This is a genomic window from Nostoc sp. NZL (genome assembly GCF_015714705.1).
GTDB classification, from domain to species: domain Bacteria; phylum Cyanobacteriota; class Cyanobacteriia; order Cyanobacteriales; family Nostocaceae; genus Nostoc; species Nostoc foliaceum_A.
Genome location: NZ_WBKL01000186.1, coordinates 1 through 19401 on the forward strand (window position 1 = coordinate 1; position 19401 = coordinate 19401).

The 19401-nt window shown below is 42.1% G+C and carries 16 protein-coding genes; 9 read left to right on the forward strand and 7 right to left on the reverse strand.

The genetic code is table 11. The annotated features are described in order from the left end of the window. Positions 1 to 119: 119 nt before the first annotated feature. The 5 genes from F8R90_RS27820 to F8R90_RS27840 all read right to left on the reverse strand — a co-directional run bounded on the left by F8R90_RS27820 (position 120) and on the right by F8R90_RS27840 (position 7172). On the reverse strand, positions 120 to 959 hold the full coding sequence (locus F8R90_RS27820) for a nitrate ABC transporter ATP-binding protein (protein ID WP_196513371.1): 840 nt from the start codon (positions 957 to 959) through the stop codon (positions 120 to 122). A gap of 88 nt (positions 960 to 1047) precedes the next feature. Next, the gene (locus tag F8R90_RS27825; RefSeq protein ID WP_196513372.1) at positions 1048 to 3036 is read right to left on the reverse strand and encodes an ABC transporter ATP-binding/substrate-binding protein; all 1989 of its coding nucleotides are present in this window, start codon (positions 3034 to 3036) and stop codon (positions 1048 to 1050) included. Between the two features lie 76 nt (positions 3037 to 3112). Then, the gene (ntrB, locus tag F8R90_RS27830) at positions 3113 to 3946 is read right to left on the reverse strand and encodes a nitrate ABC transporter permease (RefSeq protein ID WP_196513373.1); all 834 of its coding nucleotides are present in this window, start codon (positions 3944 to 3946) and stop codon (positions 3113 to 3115) included. 152 nt (positions 3947 to 4098) lie between these two features. Next, complete coding sequence (locus tag F8R90_RS27835) at positions 4099 to 5421, reverse strand: CmpA/NrtA family ABC transporter substrate-binding protein (RefSeq protein WP_196513374.1); 1323 nt, start codon at positions 5419 to 5421, stop codon at positions 4099 to 4101. A gap of 167 nt (positions 5422 to 5588) precedes the next feature. Next, positions 5589 to 7172 (reverse strand): ferredoxin--nitrite reductase, encoded by a 1584-nt coding sequence (locus F8R90_RS27840; RefSeq protein WP_196513375.1) that lies wholly within the window; start codon positions 7170 to 7172, stop codon positions 5589 to 5591. Between the two features lie 494 nt (positions 7173 to 7666). Here F8R90_RS27840 and F8R90_RS27845 point away from each other — a divergent pair, with 494 nt between their 5' ends. Together F8R90_RS27845 and F8R90_RS27850 are read left to right on the forward strand one after the other, a co-directional pair. Next, positions 7667 to 8080: a QcrA and Rieske domain-containing protein gene (locus tag F8R90_RS27845; RefSeq protein WP_196513376.1), complete on the forward strand. Its 414-nt coding sequence runs from the start codon at positions 7667 to 7669 to the stop codon at positions 8078 to 8080. 219 nt (positions 8081 to 8299) lie between these two features. Next, positions 8300 to 9598 (forward strand): HEAT repeat domain-containing protein, encoded by a 1299-nt coding sequence (locus tag F8R90_RS27850; RefSeq protein ID WP_196513377.1) that lies wholly within the window; start codon positions 8300 to 8302, stop codon positions 9596 to 9598. Positions 9599 to 9979: 381 nt separating this feature from the next. On the opposite strand, the gene F8R90_RS27855 is transcribed toward F8R90_RS27850, so the two are convergent. Together F8R90_RS27855 and F8R90_RS27860 are read right to left on the reverse strand one after the other, a co-directional pair. Then, on the reverse strand, positions 9980 to 10579 hold the full coding sequence (locus F8R90_RS27855; RefSeq protein ID WP_190897983.1) for a DsbA family oxidoreductase: 600 nt from the start codon (positions 10577 to 10579) through the stop codon (positions 9980 to 9982). Positions 10580 to 10827: 248 nt separating this feature from the next. Continuing rightward, positions 10828 to 11433 carry a flavodoxin family protein gene (locus tag F8R90_RS27860; protein WP_196513378.1) on the reverse strand — a complete coding sequence of 202 codons (606 nt, stop codon included), beginning with the start codon at positions 11431 to 11433 and terminating at the stop codon, positions 10828 to 10830. Between the two features lie 97 nt (positions 11434 to 11530). Here F8R90_RS27860 and F8R90_RS27865 point away from each other — a divergent pair, with 97 nt between their 5' ends. The 7 genes from F8R90_RS27865 (at position 11531) to scyC (ending at position 19290) form a co-directional block, all read left to right on the forward strand. After that, positions 11531 to 11908, forward strand: a complete 378-nt coding sequence (locus F8R90_RS27865) for a winged helix-turn-helix transcriptional regulator (protein WP_196513379.1) — start codon at positions 11531 to 11533, stop codon at positions 11906 to 11908. 406 nt (positions 11909 to 12314) lie between these two features. After that, positions 12315 to 13166, forward strand: a complete 852-nt coding sequence (locus tag F8R90_RS27870; protein WP_196513380.1) for a Vgb family protein — start codon at positions 12315 to 12317, stop codon at positions 13164 to 13166. 157 nt (positions 13167 to 13323) lie between these two features. Further along, positions 13324 to 13614 (forward strand): hypothetical protein, encoded by a 291-nt coding sequence (locus tag F8R90_RS27875; protein ID WP_230966998.1) that lies wholly within the window; start codon positions 13324 to 13326, stop codon positions 13612 to 13614. Positions 13615 to 13845: 231 nt separating this feature from the next. Continuing rightward, positions 13846 to 14559 carry a hypothetical protein gene (locus F8R90_RS27880; protein WP_196513381.1) on the forward strand — a complete coding sequence of 238 codons (714 nt, stop codon included), beginning with the start codon at positions 13846 to 13848 and terminating at the stop codon, positions 14557 to 14559. Between the two features lie 774 nt (positions 14560 to 15333). Then, positions 15334 to 17127, forward strand: a complete 1794-nt coding sequence (locus tag F8R90_RS27885) for a thiamine pyrophosphate-dependent enzyme (RefSeq protein WP_230967001.1) — start codon at positions 15334 to 15336, stop codon at positions 17125 to 17127. A gap of 112 nt (positions 17128 to 17239) precedes the next feature. Further along, positions 17240 to 18289, forward strand: a complete 1050-nt coding sequence (gene scyB / locus F8R90_RS27890; protein ID WP_196513383.1) for a tryptophan dehydrogenase ScyB — start codon at positions 17240 to 17242, stop codon at positions 18287 to 18289. Positions 18290 to 18342: 53 nt separating this feature from the next. Further along, complete coding sequence (gene scyC, locus F8R90_RS27895; RefSeq protein WP_190898020.1) at positions 18343 to 19290, forward strand: scytonemin biosynthesis cyclase/decarboxylase ScyC; 948 nt, start codon at positions 18343 to 18345, stop codon at positions 19288 to 19290. Positions 19291 to 19401 lie beyond the last annotated feature (111 nt).

A 19401-nucleotide genomic window follows, 5' to 3' on the forward strand; every position in this document is an offset into this window, starting at 1 on the left:
AGCAGGGGAGGCAGGGGAGGCAGGGGAGGTAAGGGAAGAGAATAATTAATGACTCTTGGTTCTTGTAGAGACGCGATTAATCGCGTCTACTCTTGACAAATGACTCTGCAAAGCGGTAATTAGTCGTCAGCGTGAGCAAATCGGCGGAAGAGGAAGTCTAGAGCGTAGTTCCGCAGGTTATAGTATTCCGGGTCTTCCATGATGCGGCGACGATTGCGGGGACGGGAGAAGGGAATATTGAGGATTTCGCCGATGTGAGCAGATGGGCCGTTAGTCATCATCACAACTCTGTCTGCGAGGAAAAGCGCTTCATCGATGTCATGAGTAATCATTAGTACGGTGACTTGATGTTCACGCCAGATTTCCAGGAGTTCTTCTTGTAATTCTTCTTTTGTGATCGCATCTAATGCCCCAAAGGGTTCATCGAGAATCAAGACTTGCGGACGGATAGAAAGGGCGCGAGCGATCGCAACTCTCTGTTTCATCCCACCAGAAAGCTGATTGGGTTTCTTGTCAGCTGCTTCTGTGAGTCCCACCATTGCCAAATGTTCTCTGACGATCGCCCGTTTTTTTGCCTGGGGTTTTTTCGGAAACACCGAATCAACGGCGAGATAAACGTTATCAAAGACACTCAGCCAAGGCAGTAGACAATAATTTTGGAATACCATCATCCGGTCTGGGCCTGGTTCGGTGATGGGTTTGTCTTGCAGCAGGACAATACCATCGGTGGGAGTGTTAAACCCGGAGACCATGTTGAGCAGGGTTGATTTGCCGCAGCCAGAGTGACCGATTATGCAAACAAATTCGCCTTCGCGCACTTTCAGGTCAACTCCATCCAGTACGGTGTAAGGGCCTTCAGAAGTTGGATAAATTTTGCTTACACCTTCAATCACCAAAAAATTTTCTGCTTTTTTCGTTTGCTGTTGATTAATTTGGGTATTTCTGTTTACTATTTGCATCGTGAGTTTATGTATGGGTAGTTTGTTATTTGTTCTTTGTCAGTCACAAATGACCAATGACCAATGACTAATGACTAATGACCAATGACTAAAGAAATACTTCTTCAATACGTATTTGCCGTTTAATTTCCAGACTTTTGAGATACTCTATCGGCTCTGATGGGTTAAAAACTTTACCATCAAATAAGTGAACAGGGTCATCTTCTCCGATATCGAGTAAGCCGAGTTCGCGTGCAGCAGCACCAAATATATCTGTGCGACAGACTCTTTCAATTACCTCCACCCAGTTTTTCGGGAAGGGTGTTAAACCCCAACGTGCCATCTGAGTGGCCATCCATAAAATTTCAGTGCGGTTGGGATAGTTGGTTTGATTGAGATAAAACTGGTTGTATCCTTTGAATTCTTGTGGTTCTGTACCATCGCCGCGATCGTAGCGATCGACGAAACCAGGACGAACATATAAAGGATCTATGTCTAAGTACTCAGGACGGCAGATTATTTCTAAAATTTCTTCGCGGTTGCGGAAATCATCACAGTATTTACAAGCTTCTAACAGTGCTTTAACCAGAGCAAGATAAGTTTCTGGATATTTCTGCGCCCAATCTTCCCGCACTCCCAAAACTTTTTTCGGCTGTCCTGACCAAATTTCCAAAGCTGTGGCGGCAACAAAGCCTAAGTCTTGATGAACAGCAAGATAGTTCCAGGGTTCTCCAGCACAGTAACCGTCAATATTTCCAGCTTTGAGTTGAGAAACCATTTCCATTGGTGGAATCACCGTTAGGCTGACATCTCGATCGGGATCTATACCGCCAGCCGCCAGCCAATAACGCAGGATTAGGTTCACCATTGAAGTAGAGTGAGCTACACCCAAAGTTAGAATTTGGTCGGGAGCAGCGTTAATTGCTGTTTTTAAGCCAGCCAGATTTCTGACACCTTGGCTATATAATCTTTTGCTCAAGGTGATGGCGTTCGCATTGCGAGAGATATTTAAGGCATTGATTATAGGAATTGGTTTTTTACCACCAGCACCCAAAGTTAGGGCTAAGGGCATTCCCGCCAGCATTTGGGCTGCATCTAATTTGCCAGTAACAACCCCTTGAGCTATTTCCTTCCAGCTATTAGCACGAGTGAGGGTGATATTTTCTAAACCGTACTGGGCAAAGAAGCCTTTTTCTTGAGCAACGATTAAAGGTGCAGCATCAGTCAGAGGCATAAAGCCAATTTCTAAATTGACTTTTTCTAAGCCGTTGTGGAATATGGCTACTGGTGCTGAAGTCTGCTGTGCTTTGCGTTTCTTAACCAGTTTTTGTTGGTTGAGGAAGTAAATCATTTCATTCCGCAGACTGTAGTAGCTGGGATGTTTGACGACTTCCAAGCGTTGACGCGGGCGAGGGATTGGCACTTCGAGGATTTGCCCGATGTGAGCTTCTGGGCCATTAGTGAGCATGACAACGCGATCGCTCAATAAAAGCGCCTCATCTACGTCATGTGTCACCATCACACAAGTAACGTTGTGTTCGTTGCAGATTTTCATCAGTTGCTCTTGCAAACTTCCCCGTGTTAGGGCATCCAATGCTCCAAAGGGTTCGTCTAGCAGTAATAACTTGGGACGAGTTGCTAGAGCGCGAGCGATCGCTACCCGTTGTTTCATTCCCCCAGATAACTCGCTAGGGCGTTTACTCGCCGCCAGACGCAGCCCCACCATATCGATATGTTCTTCGATAATGCTTCTGCGATCGCCTTTGGATTTACCCTTGTACACTTCATCCACAGCTAGGGCGATATTTTCCCGTACTGTTAACCAAGGCAGCAAAGAGTAGTTTTGAAACACAACCATCCGATCTGGGCTGGGTTCTCTAACTTCCCGCCCTTCCAACGTCACACCGCCAACACTTGCTCTATCTAAACCTGCAATGATGTTGAGCAAAGTAGATTTACCACAACCAGAATGTCCAATTAGAGAAACAAATTCCCCTTCTTGGATTTTCAAATCAATATTTTTTAGAGCAATATATTTGCCGCCATTCGGAAGTTCAAATACACGGTCAATGTGGTCAACTTCAACAAAAGTAGTCATTTGTTAATTCGTAATTCGTAATTCGTAATTCGTAATTGGGGAAGTAACTTATTCCCTATTCCCTATTCCCTATTCCCTAGTCTGGTACAACTTTGCTGGCTATAAAGCCAACCATTCTATCTAGAATCAATCCGACCAAACCAACATAAATTAGTGCGAGGATAATTTCGCTTAAGTTAGTTTCTGTGGTTGTGTTGTAAGCATCCCAAATAAATGAACCAATTCCCACGCCGCCGACTAACATTTCTGCTGCAACGATTGCTAGCCAAGATAAACCAATGCCAATGCGTAACCCTGTGAATATATAAGGAACAGTTGCAGGAAACACAACTTTTAGGAAATACTTTAATCCTTTCAAACGTAAAACTCTAGCTACGTTTACATAGTCTTGAGGAATTTGTTGCACGCCCACCGTGGTGTTGATCACAATCGGCCAAATGGATGTAATGAAAATCACGAAAATAGCTGAAGGATTCGCTTGTTGAAATGCTGCCAGGGAAATTGGTAGCCATGCTAGAGGCGGTACAGTCCGCAACACTTGGAAAATAGGATCTACGGCATTATAGAGTAACTTGTTAGCACCAACAAAAATTCCTAATGCAATGCCAACAATTGCTGCTAGGGAAAAGCCCAAAGCAACTCGTCCCAAACTACTAAGTATTTGCCATCCCAAACCTTTATCACTTTCACCATTATCGAAAAATGGATCAATGATAAAAGGGTTCCAAGTTTCTGAAAAAGTTTCTATTGGCCCAGGTAAGCCAAAGTTAGGAGTTAAACAAACTAGTTGCCAAATCACTAGAAATATAGCTAATGCTACCAGTGGCGGCACAATTTTTTGTGAAACTAATTTATTGAGATTTTTACGGTTATTTTTTCTGAGAGTGCGACTTCCAAGGATAGCTGCCATTACCTTTTTTCTCCAATTGCCTTTATGTAGTCAAGCGTAAAAATTAAAGTTTGTAGTAAGGACTTCAGTCCTAACAAACCTTGCTATTAGCGAGAATCATCTCACTAATAACTAGAATTATGTTAGATATTTGATTGTCCCTAAAAGCTTCATTAAACCTTCTTGATTTTTAAGCTTTTCAAATATTCTTCTGGTTTCTCAGGGTCAAATTTTACACCATCGAAGAAAGTCTCAATTCCACGAGAACTACTCTTAGGAATTTCAGCATCAGCAACACCAATAGCTTTAGCTGCTTGTTTCCACAAGTCCTCTTTATTGACTTGATTAACTATTTCTTGAACTTTAGTATCTTTTGGTAAATAGCCCCAGCGAATTTCTTCTGTTAAAAACCAAACATCATGACTCTTGTAAGGATAGGAAGCATTATCTACCCAGAACTTCATCGGATGTGAAAAGTTTTGCTCAGTCCGTCCATCACCGAAGTCAATATTGCCTTTAGACCTTTCTAAAATATCTGCAACAGCAACGTTAAAGTATTTCCGGTCAGAACATATTTTGCACATCTCCTCTTTATTCTCGGCGCGATCGCACCATTGTTGAGCTTCCAAAACTGCCATCAACAATGCCTGTGCAGCATTAGGATTTTGATCAACCCAATCTTTACGCATCGCAAAGGCTTTTTCTGGGTGATCTTTCCACAACTCGCCTGTAACTAAAGCTGAATAGCCTAATTTTTGGTTGACCAATTGAGCATTCCAAGGCTCTCCCACACAGAAAGAATCGATAGTGCTGACTTTCATATTTGCCACCATTTGCGGTGGTGGTACAGGTGATAAAACCACATCTTGATCTGGATTAATACCGCCAGCCGCTAGCCAATAGCGCATCCATAAATCGTGGGTGCCGCCAGGAAAGGTCATACCAAATTTCAAGGCTTTTTGCTCGGCTTTAGCAAGATTCGCAGCTTCTTTCAGCGCCTTACTTTCTAATTTTACATTCAGGTTTTTAAATTTATTTGCAACAGAAATAGCCTGACCATTGGTATTTAATCTTGCCAAAATATACATTGGCACTTTATCGTTAATGGTCATCAAATAAGGCATGGGGCTGAGGATGTGTGCGCCATCAATACCACCACCAGATGAGCCGATTTTTAAATTATCACGGGTGACAGGCCAAGATTTTTGTTTGATGACCTCAACATCAGTCATACCGTATTTGGCAAAGAAACCCTTTTCTTTAGCAATAATTAGGGGAGCAGCATCAGTTAGAGCGATGAATCCTAATTTGGCTTTGGTTGTTTCTACCTTTGGCGCATTAGCTACTGTAGAGACATTGGCAGCCGGAGCCGCAGAGGGTGCATTACCACCTGTCGAGGCTGTATTGCTACCGGAAGAACAACCATGAGCCAGGATCGAAGCCGCCGCCGCAGTAGTGGTGGTTAAAATAAATTTTCTGCGCGAAATATTTTTCATTTTTCCTTGATGTTTTGTCATTTGTTAAGCACTAACAATTAAGTAGCGAGGCGTAAATAAATTCAAGTTTGTAGTGAGGACTTTAGTCCTAATAATCTCGAAGAAGTGATAAATCACCCACTACGAACTAGGATTTTATTTCATGTTTAATGATCCCTAACTATGTACTAACTGTTAATTACTAAAGCTTCTTGCTTGAGCTTTGCCCCAAAGTTTTTGATTAGTAATTCTTGCAATACTGGCTGTAAGTCTTCGCATGGTATGCCTTTGATAACGCAAGTTCCTAAATGAGCGTCTTTGCCAACTTTGCCACCCATATATATGTCAACACCTTCCAAGGTTTTGCCATTTTTGCGAGTTTTAGTTCCCATCAAGCCAATGTCTGCAACTTGGGGTTGTCCGCAGGAGTTGGGGCATCCTGTCCAGTGAATTCGCACTGGATTGGTGAAGGTTAAGTCTTCTTCTAAGGCTTTAATCATTTCCAGGGCGCGGTTTTTGGTTTCGATGAGGGCAAAGTTGCAAAATTGTGCGCCTGTGCAAGATACTAGCGATCGCGTCAGCAAACCTGGATCAATAGAAAACTTTTCCAGCAAAGATTCTGTTAAAAATGTTGCTAAACGCGAATCAGAAATGTTGGGGATAACGATGTTTTGCTCAACTGTAAAGCGGATTTCGCTACTGCCGTAAACTTCCGCTAGACGGGCCATTTCAAACATATCTTCGGCATACAACCGACCGACGGGAATGTGCAAGCCTGCGTAATTTAATCCTGGTTGTTTTTGTTTATATACCCCGATATGGTCGCGTTTTTCCCAGTCGATTTCGTCTTTTGCTGCTGCGGGTAATAATGATTTACTCAAACGGCTTTCTACTTCTGCTCGAAACTTTTCTAAACCCCATTCATCAATTAGCCACATCAGGCGTGATTTTTGCCGATTAGCACGCGGGCCATGATCACGAAATACTTCCAAAACGGCTCTACATACAGCTACTACATCTTCAGGAAGAACCCAAGCATTCAGAGGAATCGCCGCCTCACAACGTTTAGCTGAGAAAAAGCCACCTACGAGGATGTTAAAACCGAATATTGGTGCTTGGGAAAATTCTTGCTCTGTCCCTTCCTGAAATGCTGGAACAAAAGCTAAATCGTTAATTTCAGCGTGAACTGAATTGTCTCTTCCACCTGCGATCGCAATATTAAACTTCCGTGGTAAGTTGCTAAACTCTGGGTTCCCTTCGCCTTTGTTGGTGAGCATATCTTGAATTTGCTGTACCAACTCTCGTGTGTCATACAACTCATCTGCATCCAACCCCGCCACAGGATCGCCTGTGATATTGCGGACGTTATCCATCCCTGATTGGATAGTGGTTAAACCAACTGCGTGAAATCTATTAAAGATATCTGGTAAATCTTCAATTCTGATCCCCCGTAATTGGATATTCTGTCTCGTAGTAATGTCAGCACAGCCATCATCACCGTAACGCTGCACTACTTGGGCTAAAACACGTATCTGACTGCTGGTGAGAATACCGTTAGGCATCCGCAACCGCATCATAAACTTACCTGGGGTGACTGGGCGAAAAAACACACCCACCCATTTGAGCCGATGATCCCGATCGATTTCGTCCATTGCTTCCCAGCCTAAGGCAGCCAATTTCTCTATCTCATCCCTGATGGCGAGTCCATCTTTTTGCGCCTTAAATTTCTCGAACTTATTGAGGCTGGTAGTGGTAGTTGCTGTGTCTGTCATGATCTGACTCTCAATGCAAATTACTATGGTGATAATTAGCCAATATCAATCAACCCGTAGCTCCATAAAATGTTGTATCTACGAGGATTAGGGAATAAAAACTTAATATTTGCTTACGGTTGATTATTTTTACTTAAGAACATTCCAAGGCTAAACTCCAAATCCGTGATTAGTTAAGGAAAACTTGTCGCCATTTACATCTTGGAAATTTGTCAAGCAGGTTTAGAGAATGTTTATGTAACAATTTCGATACTCATAAGTTAAAGCCAGATTTCTGTTAAAATCGTATAAATTGTTACGGTTTTCTAGTAAAATTGCCTAAAACGTATAAATAATATGCATTTTTTGCATCAAAGCCAGCCAATGAGCCACGCAAAGCGCTTAATGAAGGGTATTTGAAACGATCAAAGGGATTTTAGATTGCCATAAATCAATCCTGAATCCAAAATTGAGTGGCAGATGTTAGCTAAAACTTAGATATTATTTCAGCAGCTATGAAACGTCGTGATTTTATTAATTGGGTAGGTTTGGGTGGGATAGCGAGTTCCCTACCAATAGCGATCGCAGCTTGTTCTTCTGGGACAACTTCAGCAACTGGAGATTGGCAAACAGTAGGAACTTCGGCAGAATTAGATAAAACAGGTCAATTGCTGGCGAAAAACTCACCTGCTGGGCCTGTGTTGGTAGTCGGTACATCTAAAAATGCAAATCTGACTGCTGTTAACCCTACCTGTGCTCACGCAAATTGCACCGTAGCATGGCAAGCTGAAGCAAAAAAATTCGCCTGTCCCTGTCATGGTTCGGAATTTGGCATTGATGGTAAAGTGCAAAAAGGCCCTGCGACAGAAGCGCTTAAAACTTACGCCGCCAAAATTGAGGGCAATTCAGTTGTAGTCAAGCCAAGTTAAAATAATTCGTAATTCGTAATGACGCTCGAATACTCGCTAACGCTACGCTAACGTAATTCGTAATTTTTAATATGCACTTTAGTGCTTAAATCAGAGATAAAGTAGCTGTTCAAAATTTGTGTAATGATGTACTAAAATGCAGAGTAAGGGCAGTTAAAAGCAGCGATTTATTTACGAATTTGTACTTTTCTTGTATTCATATAATTCACGATTCAGGGTATGGTGAGTAATATCAATCAGCTTTTAGTGCAAGCCCAAACAGCACATGATATGGCTGATTGGTCATCACTCATTCAATATTTACAACAATTAATTTTAGGGACAGATTCGGAACATCTAGAGATAGTTGAAAATCAAGAATATCTGCTGACATTAGCATTTTCAATGTTAGAGATGGGGGATTTTCAACAGCGCTGGGAAATGACCAAGATGTTGACTCACTTGGGGAATATTGCCATCCCACCACTCATTGAGATATTAGAAGATGAAGACGCAGAAGAAGAATTGCGTTGGTATGCAGCACGGACTTTAGGCGAATTTCAGCACCCAGATGCGATCGCACCCTTAGTTGAATTATTAAAAACCGATGAGGATGAAGAAATTAAAGCGATCGCAGCTACAGCACTGGGGCAAATGGGTACTGTTGCGATCGCTGCACTCTCTGAACTTTTATTAGATGAAGATACAAGGCTTTTAGCAGTGCGATCGCTTTCCTGTATTCCCCAAACGGAAACCATCACACCGTTGTTGAGTGTAGTGCAAGATTCACAAGCAACAATCCGCACTGCTGCAATTGAAGCCCTCAGCAGTTTTCATGACGAACGTGTGCCACCAGTATTGTTAAACGCCTTGGATGATATAGCTGCCACCGTTAGGCGTGCAGCAGTGCTTGGTTTAGGTTTTCGCCCCGACTTACGCGAAGCATTAGATTTGGTGACAAGACTGCAACCCAAGCTTTACGACTTTAATCTTGATGTTTGTTGTGCAGCCGCAGTTTCCCTTTCCCGAATGGCTTGTGATGATGCAGCCCGGCAATTATTTAAGGTGTTAATATCACCTCATACACCGCTACCACTGCAATTAGAAACCATCCGCGCTTTAGTTTGGGTGGGGACACCATTGAGTTTGGAGTATTTGCAAACAGCATTTAATCAAAGCACTTCAGAGACGCTTTGGCAAGAAGTTGTTACAGTTTTGGGGCGTGTGCAAAAGCCGCAAACTACACCAGCTGTAGAAATATTATTGCAAATACTGCGATCGCAGCATCCAGCCACAGAGACTGCTAGCTTTAAAAGTTCGATCGCTTTATCCTTAGGGCAGTTAGGCGAAATGCAAGCTATTGAACCATTGATTTCGCTGCTAGCTGATCCTAATGCATCGGTGAGACTACATGCGATCGCTGCACTGAAAAATCTGGATAGTGAAGCCACATATCAAAAATTGCAGCAGTTAGCAAATAACACCGCACTCACACCAGATTTGCAACAAGGAATAGCGATCGCTTTGGCTGAGTGGTAATTTTTCTCAATGGCCGCATTGATGTGCGTCAAAATAATTCATATTTATTAATAATTTGTCACGGAAGTATAGGGGTTTTTTGAGTGCCTGCGATCACTTCCACAAATGTTAAGAAATATTAGGCAGGAGGAAAGAAGGTTTTAGCCCAATAAGCTTGGGTTAAGGCTAAAAACTAAAACTGGCGTATTGGGTTTTAGCCTAGTTTATCTTTCTTTACCTAGTTTAGTTTTAGGGATTTCCAACAAATAAATTATCCAATTTTGTGGGGTATTTTTTTATTTGGAAGTCCCTGATTGTGCCGACTTACTTCATTCACCTGCAAACTACTATATCTATCAATAAATTTAGTTGCTCTGTACACACAATTATGAATTATTCTGGTCAAGCCACAAGGTATTGTTTGATCTCTTCTGTCCCTCCAATATAGTTACCATCGACAAAATAGCTAGGGACGCTCCGAATGCCTCTCATTTGAGCGTTCCGTACCTCCTGCTCGATAATCTCGCGCAAGTCGCCGCTTTCAAGCATTGCACGGGTTTCGTCCTTGGGCAGACCTTGTTCAACGGCGATTTCCAAGAGTACTGACTGTTTTTGGATTTCTCGGTTTTCCAAGAAATAGGCCTCCATCAGTGCCGTAGCAATCTTGCCGGATGCACCAAAACGTTCTGCGAACAGTACCAGACGATGACCATCCATAGAGGGCGGATAAGTCTTCAAATTATCAAAATTGAAATTGAGACCGTAACGCTGTGCAAATTGCTCCAAATGCCGCATCATTGGCTTCGATCTCTCACCATATTTTGCTGCATGGTAAGTTGGGAATGGCACACCCTGTCCTGTAATCTGGGGATCGAGAATAAATGGGCGCCGTTTGACCATCGGAGGATCGGGTAGTTCTGTCAATGCAGTCGTCAAAATGCGTTCACCGATCAGGCAGAACGGACAAACTAAGTCATAGACGATTTCTATCTCTTTAATCATTATGCTGCTGCTCTGTTAGCTAAGGTAGACCAATTTTTCTGTGACAATTGCTCCGCAATTTGACCAGCGCTGCTGACGGATAGACTGCTAGCAAAGAGACCATTTGAGCATAGAACCATCCATAGCAAGCGCTCGCTTCATTACCTATAGAATCACCGATGTTTGCATTCAAATCGGCAGCAAAATCAGCCAGTGATTCATGTGAAATTAATGGCGAAAAACTAAAGTTACTAACTGGAATGTAAGATTTAAATCGCAACCAGTTGATTGCTCCAACGCTTTACAGTTGTCCCAATGCGTTGCCCATAGTTCTCAGCTGTCAAGCGATCGCCTGGATCTAAAGTCGCCTCAGCTCCACTCATATCCATTGGGCTTTGTCCCATAATACCCAAAAATGAACCTAGCCGATTCAAGCCATCGGTTTTACCCAGATAGTGACTGGGAAAATCGCCCGCACCTACCCAAATCATGCTGTGTTGAGCGGCATTAATTGCTAAGTAAAGCAGCGTTCCTTGCTTGTCTCCACTGAGAGAACTAGAATGCGTAAAACCACCAGCGATTTTATCCTTCCATTGCTGTGTAAACCAAACTTGGCTGGCCGCATCTAAGAAGGCTTTAAACTGAGCAGCAACCCCGCCCATATAGGTTGGAGACCCAAACACAATAGCATCTGCCCGATTCAGTTTTTCCATAATCGTGGCATCTTGCCAGCGACCATTGACAATTTGTTCTCCTGTAATTTGTAGTAATTCAACCTCTGTTCCCACCAATTTCCCGGCTCCTTCAGCTATAGCTTGAGCCATGAGATGAGTATGACCAGTACCTGAAAAATATACAATTGCTACTGTAGACATAATAACTTGACCTGTAATTATTGCATTTGACTGTTTGAGATAGATAGTAAAAGCAACACTTACTAAAAGTAAAGTAGGCACCTTCAGGTAATTACCCATGTCTTATCCTTCTAAAGATCCCAGCCCTTGCCCAGTTAGTATCTTGATTGCTGTCCTGTCTGGACCTTGGACAATGTGCATTCTATGGGTATTATTTACCAACGGCCCAACTCGTTTTGGTGCACTGAAGCGTCAAGTAGAGGGGGTTTCGACCAAAGTCTTAACGGAGCGTTTAAGGATCTTGGAGCAGAAAGGGATTCTTTATCGCCATTATGAGCCAACTGTCCCGCCGCAAGTTACCTATGGTTTAACCGAGTTGGGGCACAAGTTAGTCTTTATCCTTGAGCAATTAAATGACCTTGCACAACATTCGTATGCTGACCAATCAAAGGTAAATTACGAATCTGAATTAGCGCTTATATTGCAAAAACTATAAAGCAAGTAAAAATTTTTCGATAGTTGCATAAATCCTGCGTCTTCCCCTGATAAACCTAAAACAGTTGTCCGATGTAGTTTACTCGTGATAAGCGTCAATTTTTTATACTGCAAAAAGAATGAAAATCATGCTCCGCTCACATTGTGTATGGCTTGTTCCAGTAGTTCTGACATCAATAGGTTTCGGGCTAGATACCGGAGCGGCAAAAGCGCAGACGACTGACATAGTTAGCGCTAACTACGACAGAAAAATGAACATTGACCAAAAATCAGCAATTAATCTTAATTACAAATTGTTGGTCAATAGCCAGGGTACCAACAGTGTCAAAGAGTACAATGCAATTACAGGGGAGTTCGTCAAGGACTTTGTGCCTTCCGGTAGTGGCGGGCTGGGCGGGCCTACAGGCTTGACCGTCGGACCTAACGGCAACCTCTTCGTCATCTCCTTTGCTGACAATAGTGTAAAACAGTACAACGGAATTACGGGGGAGTTCATCGCTGACTTTGTACCTTCCGGCAGTGGCGGACTGAATCAACCCTATAACTTGACTTTTGGTCCTAATGGCGACCTCTTCGTTGGCTCTTCTGGTAACAATAGTGTAAAACGTTACGACGGAATTACGGGGGAGTTCGTCAAAGACTTTGTACCTTCCGGCAGCGGTGGTCTGAGTGTAACCGATGATGTAAGTTTCGGCCCCAATGGTAACTTTTTCACCACTTCCTTTGGTGACAGCAGTGTCAAAGAGTACAACGGGATTACGGGAGAGTTCGTTAAAGACTTCGTGCCTTCCGGCGGTGGCGGGTTAAATTTGCCCATAGGCTTTGCCTTCCGCAACGGTAGCCTCTTCGTCGCTTCAGGAGGTACTGATAGTGTCAAACAGTACAATGGAATTACGGGGGAGTTCGTCAAAGACTTCGTGCCTTCTGGCAGTGGTGGGTTAAATTTACCCCTAGGCTTGACTTACAGCCCCAACGGTAACCTCTTCGTAGGGGGCTTTGGAGAAGACAAAGGTATCAAAGAGTATGACGGTATTACGGGAGAGTTCGTCTCTGACTTTGTACCTCCTGGCAGCGGTGGGTTGAAGTCACCCGGCTACCTAATCTTCGCTCCAATAGTAGCGAAAGTTCCAGAACCCATTTCTGTCATGGGCTTATTAGCGGTTGCTGCTTTCGCATCTAAGATGCTGAAGCGCAAGCGTCAAGAATATCTTGTACTTAGTGTCATTAGTGACAAGTTAAAAGCGAGTCGATTTTGTTAATATGTCTAAGAGGATGTTTTAAAAGTGTATTTTTCTTTCATAATGATCGCGGCAAAAAATCTCAGTACATGGTGATAACCTTGATTTTTCGTAACCGTTCACAGGATCTGAAAAGCTACAGTCAAAAATGAGTTACTGAGGTGGTAGATTAAGAGGCATGGATGAAAACTGCCTCACTTACGGAATTGAGATTTCCGAGTCAGATTGGGAAAAAACTCCAGCCAGGGTCAAACAAATGGTGGAGAAAATGGGGCAGCACATAAAAGAATCAGAAAAAAGACTTGCAGATTTAGAAACTAAGCAGCAGGAACTTTTAGAAAAAATCAATCGAACATCAAAAAACTCCAGCGTTCCCCCATTGTCAGATCCACTCAATGCCGAGAAAGGGGCCCACTTGAAACGAGAATTTCTCAAAATAAGAGAGCGTCCCGGAGTAACAGCCGATTAGGAACTACTCTGATAAAACAACAGGAGAAATTCATTCCTGAGAGCCGGTTATTTACCTTTATTCAATCTCCTAGAGCTTCTGGGATTTATCCCTGTAACTACTTCACCCATTGAGAAGCATTCTGTTTTCGTCTGCGATCGCCCCGTGGTCGATTACCTCAAATTAAGACACTGGCTAATTTTCCAGCAGGGAATAAAATAAGACAGCAACGTATCCTGCGAGGAGAATTTGATGAGAGATTATAGCTTTTTAAATAAAATTACTACAGCGATTATTATTGCTACCCTTTCTTTCTCTTGTAAGTCTTCTGTTAGCAGAAATGCAGAACAAGCAAAAGCAACTGAGAAATCGAAGCCACAACCAAATCTTGTCTATGGCGATTTAATCATTAAAGAACAATCAGATTATTTAATGATTCCCGTTAGTCTTGCAGAACAGAATGAAGATAAAGGAATTGATTTAAAACTTTCACGTTCTTATGAAAGGAATAACCAATTGTATAACATCATCTTTTATCAGAAACAAGATGGTGAAGCTCATCTTTTATTAAATAAAAAAGCCATTATTACTTCCTTTGATTTATTGGAGGTAAAAGCAGCAAACAAGCCAATTACAAGAGTTTGGTTGTATAGAATTGTTGACCAAGACACCAATACAGATAAAAAACTCAGCAGCGAAGATGCTACTATCGGCTATCTTTCTGATTTATCAGGTAAGAACCTCCAGCAAATTACCCCAAATAATACTCGAATAATCAGTTGGGTTGTTGTTCCAAGTCAAAATGCAATTTTCCTAAAAATTATCAAAGACTCTGATAATAATAAAAAATTTACAGCCGAAGACAAAACAAACTTTGTCAGGGTCAACCTTGATAAACCCAGCATGGGAACGGAGATTATTAGTGAGCAAATAGAGCAAGAAATTAAATCCTACGTTTTTAAATAATTAAATAATTGTTTTAAACTCTACAGGGCAAAGTTTAGCTGATAGTGCAATATCAGCTAAAATCGTTTTTGTCTTTAGATATATCCTTTCTGCAATGCGCTGGGTTTGTCCATATCTGGATGACCATCAACAAAAGTTTCCAAGACCTAATGATCCCTAAAATAGAGAATTATTCGGTAATTACGTATAATGTTAACAACATAGAACTCACTAAGCCAATATCAATAAGTTTCCAGGTAACTACCAGCCATAACCGCACAAGAGAACTACTATCGACAGATGGGGTTAACAGACAGAATTCTTAACTTATTGTTAATAGTAGCAGTGAGGCTCAGATCAGTATTTATTTCAAGCATTTTCTAAAATCCCTTTGACTAAAGAAGAGACATAAACTAGGTTTGGAGCTTTATTTTTTAACATTATAGCTAAAATCATCTCTTTTCCATGAAAGTCTTGTGTAGCAAGAATTATTGTTTTTTTATCTGGAGAAAGTAATAAAAAAGCGTTAAACCAATCAAAAGTACGCTTTCCCTTTTAGCGTTTGGGTAAGATATCAGATTTGCTGATTTGGCCTTTGTAAAAGTGATAGGCAAAGGAGGTAACGTAACCCGTTAACGTAAAAATTTTCCGATAGTTGCATAAATCTTACGTCTTCCCCTGATAAAAGTACAAAGGTTCAAATCGGCAGGTGAAGTTTCCGGGTGTCACAACCGATTTGACTAAGCAGTATTCAAAAAAACAAAATCTCGTATTGAAATCCAAATGAGAGATCATATGACTATTTCCAAAACTCTTTTACACGCAAGTAGTACTGAGTCATACAAGAATTTTGCATCTATCAGTACGACTGAAGCAAAAACAGCCCAACAAATATCAGTTGCAGATGCAACTATCCAAATGCTGGAAAGTTTAGGTGTGCGTCGCGCTTTTGGCCTCATGGGAGGTGGTATGGCCCACCTTTGGAAAGCGCTATCGAATAGTGATATGCAGGTGTTGAATTTTCGTCATGAAGGAGGAGCTGCTTTTGCGGCAGTTGAGGCTTACTTTGCCAGTGGTAGTCCTAATATAGTATTCACCACAACAGGCCCAGGCATCAGCAACGCCCTCACAGGCTTATTGGCTGCCCGTAATGAAGGTGCAAAGGTGATTCTTTTGTCGGCTAGCACCTCAGCATCACAGCGCGGACGCCGCGCAATTCAGGAAACCACCATCGAGACATTGCCCAGCGCAGGAATTTTTAGCCCAGGAATGCCCTTCAACTATGCAACTATCGTTGAATCTGCTGCTCAACTCCCACAGATTTTTCGCCAACTTGCTATTGGTTTGGCACAACCAGGAGGGTTTGTTGCACATTTAAGCATTCCCAACGATGTGCAGTCAATTTTAGTTGATCGTATATCCTTGCCCCAGGTTGATTTTTCCAGTTATCGGATTACACCTTCCCCGAAAGCGATCGCTAAATCTGTTGAATTATTATCTTCTGGGCCCTTTGCAATTTGGGTCGGGTTCGGTGCCCGTGATGCAGCAGAAGAAATCCGCCAACTTGCTGAAAGAACTGGTGCTGCGGTTATGTGCTCACCCCGTGGTAAAGGCATCTTTCCTGAAGATCATCCCCAGTTTGTGGGTGTCACCGGTTGGGGTGGTCAAGCTTCTGTGATCACTTATATGCAAGAGCAAACTCCTTTACGCATACTCGTACTAGGAACACGTCTTGGTGAACCGACTTCTTTCTGGCGTCAAGACATGGTTCCCCCAAGAGGCTTCGTACATGTGGACATCAACCCAGAAGTACCAGGAGTATCCTATCCATATGCTGAAACTTTCCCTATTCAGTCTGATATCAAAGCCTTCGTAGAAGAACTCTTGAAGCAATTACCAGAGGCTTCTTCTCGTCCAACAACATTATCGCTACCTCGTCCAGAACGCAAAGTAATGGAGCCTAGTGCAGGCTATCCAGTACGGTCAGAAGTTTTGATAGAGGAAATTCAAAAGGTAATTGTTGAGGGTAGTGATGCCCTAGTTATATCAGAGGCGGGTAATTCGTTTATTTGGGCAAATCATCTACTGCAATTTTCGCAACCAAATCGTTACCGAGTCAGCACCGGATTCGCCGCAATGGGTCAAGCCGTCACCGGAGTTGTAGGTGCAGCACTAGCCCGGAATGGCAAAGCTGTAGCTATTGTTGGGGATGGGGCAATGCTGATGAATAACGAAATTAGCACAGCTGTGAGATACAAGATTCCTGCCGTCTGGATTGTACTTAACGATGGTCATTACAATATGTGCCATCAAGGTATGACATCGTTAGGATTTCAGGGTGCAGATGCGACAATTCCACAGACAGATTTCGTCTTAATTGCTCGTGGTATGGGAGCAGAAGGTATCAGAGTCGAGAAAGAGTCAGATTTGCAAGCAGCACTAGAGCAAGCGATCGCCTCTACTGTTCCTTTTGTAGTCGATGTAGTAATTGACCCCAGTCGAAGTGCACCTTCTCAAGGACGTAATCAAACTCTAACAGCACCAGGAGTTCAATCAAGTGCAGTTAAGAGTCTCACAAATTTCCATTAGTTTGAACCTCTAGCATTATCATTAATTCAAAATCACGCCACTCGTTACATACTTTAAAAACTCAAACAATGCAGTGGCTCTAAAATTCAAAATCAATCATTGGGAGAAGAATATGAAGCTATTTGAAACTGTTAGAGAAATGGGTCATGAGCAAGTTCTCTTTTTTAATGACACCAATCCAGATATTAAGGTAATTATTGCCATCCATAACACTAACTTAGGCCCAGCAATGGGCGCTACAAGACTATTCCCTTATGTCAATGAGGAAGCTGCATTAAAAGACGCTCTTCGTCTAAGTCGTGGTATGACCTACAAAGCTGCCTGTGCTAATATTCCTGCTGGTGGGGGAAAAGCGGTCATTATTGCTAAACCTGAACATAAAACAGAAGAACTTCTCCGAGCATATGGGCGTTTTGTTGATAGTCTTAAGGGACGTTTTATTACTGGACAAGATATGAATATAACCCCACAAGATGTCCGAGTAATAGGTCAAGAAACTAAATATGTAGTTGGAGTATCAGAAAAGTCCGGCGGTCCCGCCCCTATAACGGCACAGGGAGTATTTTTAGGAATTAAAGCTGCTGTAGAGTCTCATTTACCTAACCAAGGATTTGATGGACTGAAAGTTGCAGTTCAAGGTTTAGGAAATGTAGGCAAAAATCTCTGTCGTCAATTATCTGAGCATGGTGTAAAACTATTTGTTAGCGATATAAATTCCGACAAAGCAGAGGAGGTAAAACGTTTATTTGGTGCTACTGTTGTGGAAGCTGATGAAATATACTCTTTAAATGTAGATGTATTTTCTCCTTGTGCCTTTGGAGGAATTCTCAATAGTCAAACAATTCCTTTGTTGCAAGCTAAAATTATTGCTGGCGCTGCTAATAATCAGCTAGAAAATGAGATTTTACATGGCAAAATGCTTGCCGAAAAAGGAATTCTTTATGCTCCAGATTATGTAATTAATGCCGGAGGATTAATCAATGTTTACAACGAAATGATTGGCTACGATGAAGAAAAAGCTTTCAGGCAGCTAAATAATATCTACGATACCCTGCTAGAGATTTTTGACATATCCCAAAAGCAGAAAATTACTACCAATGAAGCTTCTAAACAACTGGGAGAAGCACGAATTAAAAAGGGTGAAAATCAAAAGACAATATGATTTTCACTAAGAAAACCATGACTTTTTACTAAAATACATTCAAGGAGTTAACAATGGAAAAAAATACCTTTGCGACATCTGCTTTTATTGCCACCTCAGCAGAAAATGCCTTCGATTACCTTTGCAATTTAAAAAATTTGGATGATTGGACACTCTTTAGCCGGATGAAAGAGCAAATTGACGAAGATACCTGGCTTGGAACTGCATCTGCCTATCAGAATAAGCTCTACTATCACGTTAAAAAGCTGGAACACCCTCTGTTTTACGGCATTGAGTGGCACTGCGGGTTTGAATATAATAAGTACTTCCAAGTGTACCCTGTTCTGCTGTTTCCTCCAAGCTACATCGAACCGGGAACAGATGAGGAGGGTGTATACTTCCACTGGGTAAGCTTTGTCGATCCCAAGCGACGGACTCCGATGATGATCGAGGCAGTTGGCACGATACATACTTCTGAATGTCGTTCTCTCAAAGGTATTTTGGAGCGCAAAGCTGGTCATACCGCAGCAGTAGTGGGGCGCAACTTTATCGATAGTGAAACTATTTATATTGATGCTCCTATTGAAATGGGAGTCGAATACTTATCAAACCTGCGGAACATGGATGAATGGTCACATCTGCTGCATTCACATGGTGAGATTTCCCCCCAATCAGGTGAGTTTCTTGATGAATACGACCAGAAAGTAAAAGTCACACTACAATTGCATAATCTGAACAAATACTACTTGCTTGAACAAGACTACTTCTATCCTGACTACGGATTTATTCAGCGCTCCCCTGTGATGCTTATCCCCGCTGCTTATGCTTTTGGCGATCCTTCTGCCTCTGGTTTCATCCAGCATCGGATCACATTCTGGAAAGTAGATCAGCCTTTGCCTCATGGCAAACTTCAGATTGAGGATTTTATGTCTGAGAGCATAAATATCAAGCGTTTGCTCGAAGCCAAAGCTGGCAACTTGGATACATTTGCCCGTGGAAGAAGTTATATACCAAAAGCTTAGTGGGGATTTGAAACTTTCTCATCGAATCAATGCCGACAATGTTTTAACTGGAGGCGTTTAACACGATTGTTACCACAACCTGCTTAATAAAAGTAGACTTTTAAGAAAACT

Bases quoted from the DNA above. Each gene is read 5' to 3' on its own strand.
- F8R90_RS27820 (WP_196513371.1), bottom strand. From the start codon at position 959: ATGCAAATAGTAAACAGAAATACCCAAATTAATCAACAGCAAACGAAA.
- F8R90_RS27875 (WP_230966998.1), top strand. From the start codon at position 13,324: ATGGATGAAAACTGCCTCACTTACGGAATTGAGATTTCCGAGTCAGAT.
- scyC (WP_190898020.1), top strand. From the start codon at position 18,343: ATGGAAAAAAATACCTTTGCGACATCTGCTTTTATTGCCACCTCAGCA.
- F8R90_RS27860 (WP_196513378.1), bottom strand. From the start codon at position 11,433: ATGTCTACAGTAGCAATTGTATATTTTTCAGGTACTGGTCATACTCAT.
- ntrB (WP_196513373.1), bottom strand. From the start codon at position 3,946: ATGGCAGCTATCCTTGGAAGTCGCACTCTCAGAAAAAATAACCGTAAA.
- F8R90_RS27840 (WP_196513375.1), bottom strand. From the start codon at position 7,172: ATGACAGACACAGCAACTACCACTACCAGCCTCAATAAGTTCGAGAAA.
- F8R90_RS27885 (WP_230967001.1), top strand. From the start codon at position 15,334: ATGACTATTTCCAAAACTCTTTTACACGCAAGTAGTACTGAGTCATAC.
- F8R90_RS27865 (WP_196513379.1), top strand. From the start codon at position 11,531: ATGTCTTATCCTTCTAAAGATCCCAGCCCTTGCCCAGTTAGTATCTTG.
- scyB (WP_196513383.1), top strand. From the start codon at position 17,240: ATGAAGCTATTTGAAACTGTTAGAGAAATGGGTCATGAGCAAGTTCTC.
- F8R90_RS27855 (WP_190897983.1), bottom strand. From the start codon at position 10,579: ATGATTAAAGAGATAGAAATCGTCTATGACTTAGTTTGTCCGTTCTGC.
- F8R90_RS27880 (WP_196513381.1), top strand. From the start codon at position 13,846: ATGAGAGATTATAGCTTTTTAAATAAAATTACTACAGCGATTATTATT.
- F8R90_RS27825 (WP_196513372.1), bottom strand. From the start codon at position 3,036: ATGACTACTTTTGTTGAAGTTGACCACATTGACCGTGTATTTGAACTT.
- F8R90_RS27835 (WP_196513374.1), bottom strand. From the start codon at position 5,421: ATGAAAAATATTTCGCGCAGAAAATTTATTTTAACCACCACTACTGCG.
- F8R90_RS27850 (WP_196513377.1), top strand. From the start codon at position 8,300: ATGGTGAGTAATATCAATCAGCTTTTAGTGCAAGCCCAAACAGCACAT.
- F8R90_RS27845 (WP_196513376.1), top strand. From the start codon at position 7,667: ATGAAACGTCGTGATTTTATTAATTGGGTAGGTTTGGGTGGGATAGCG.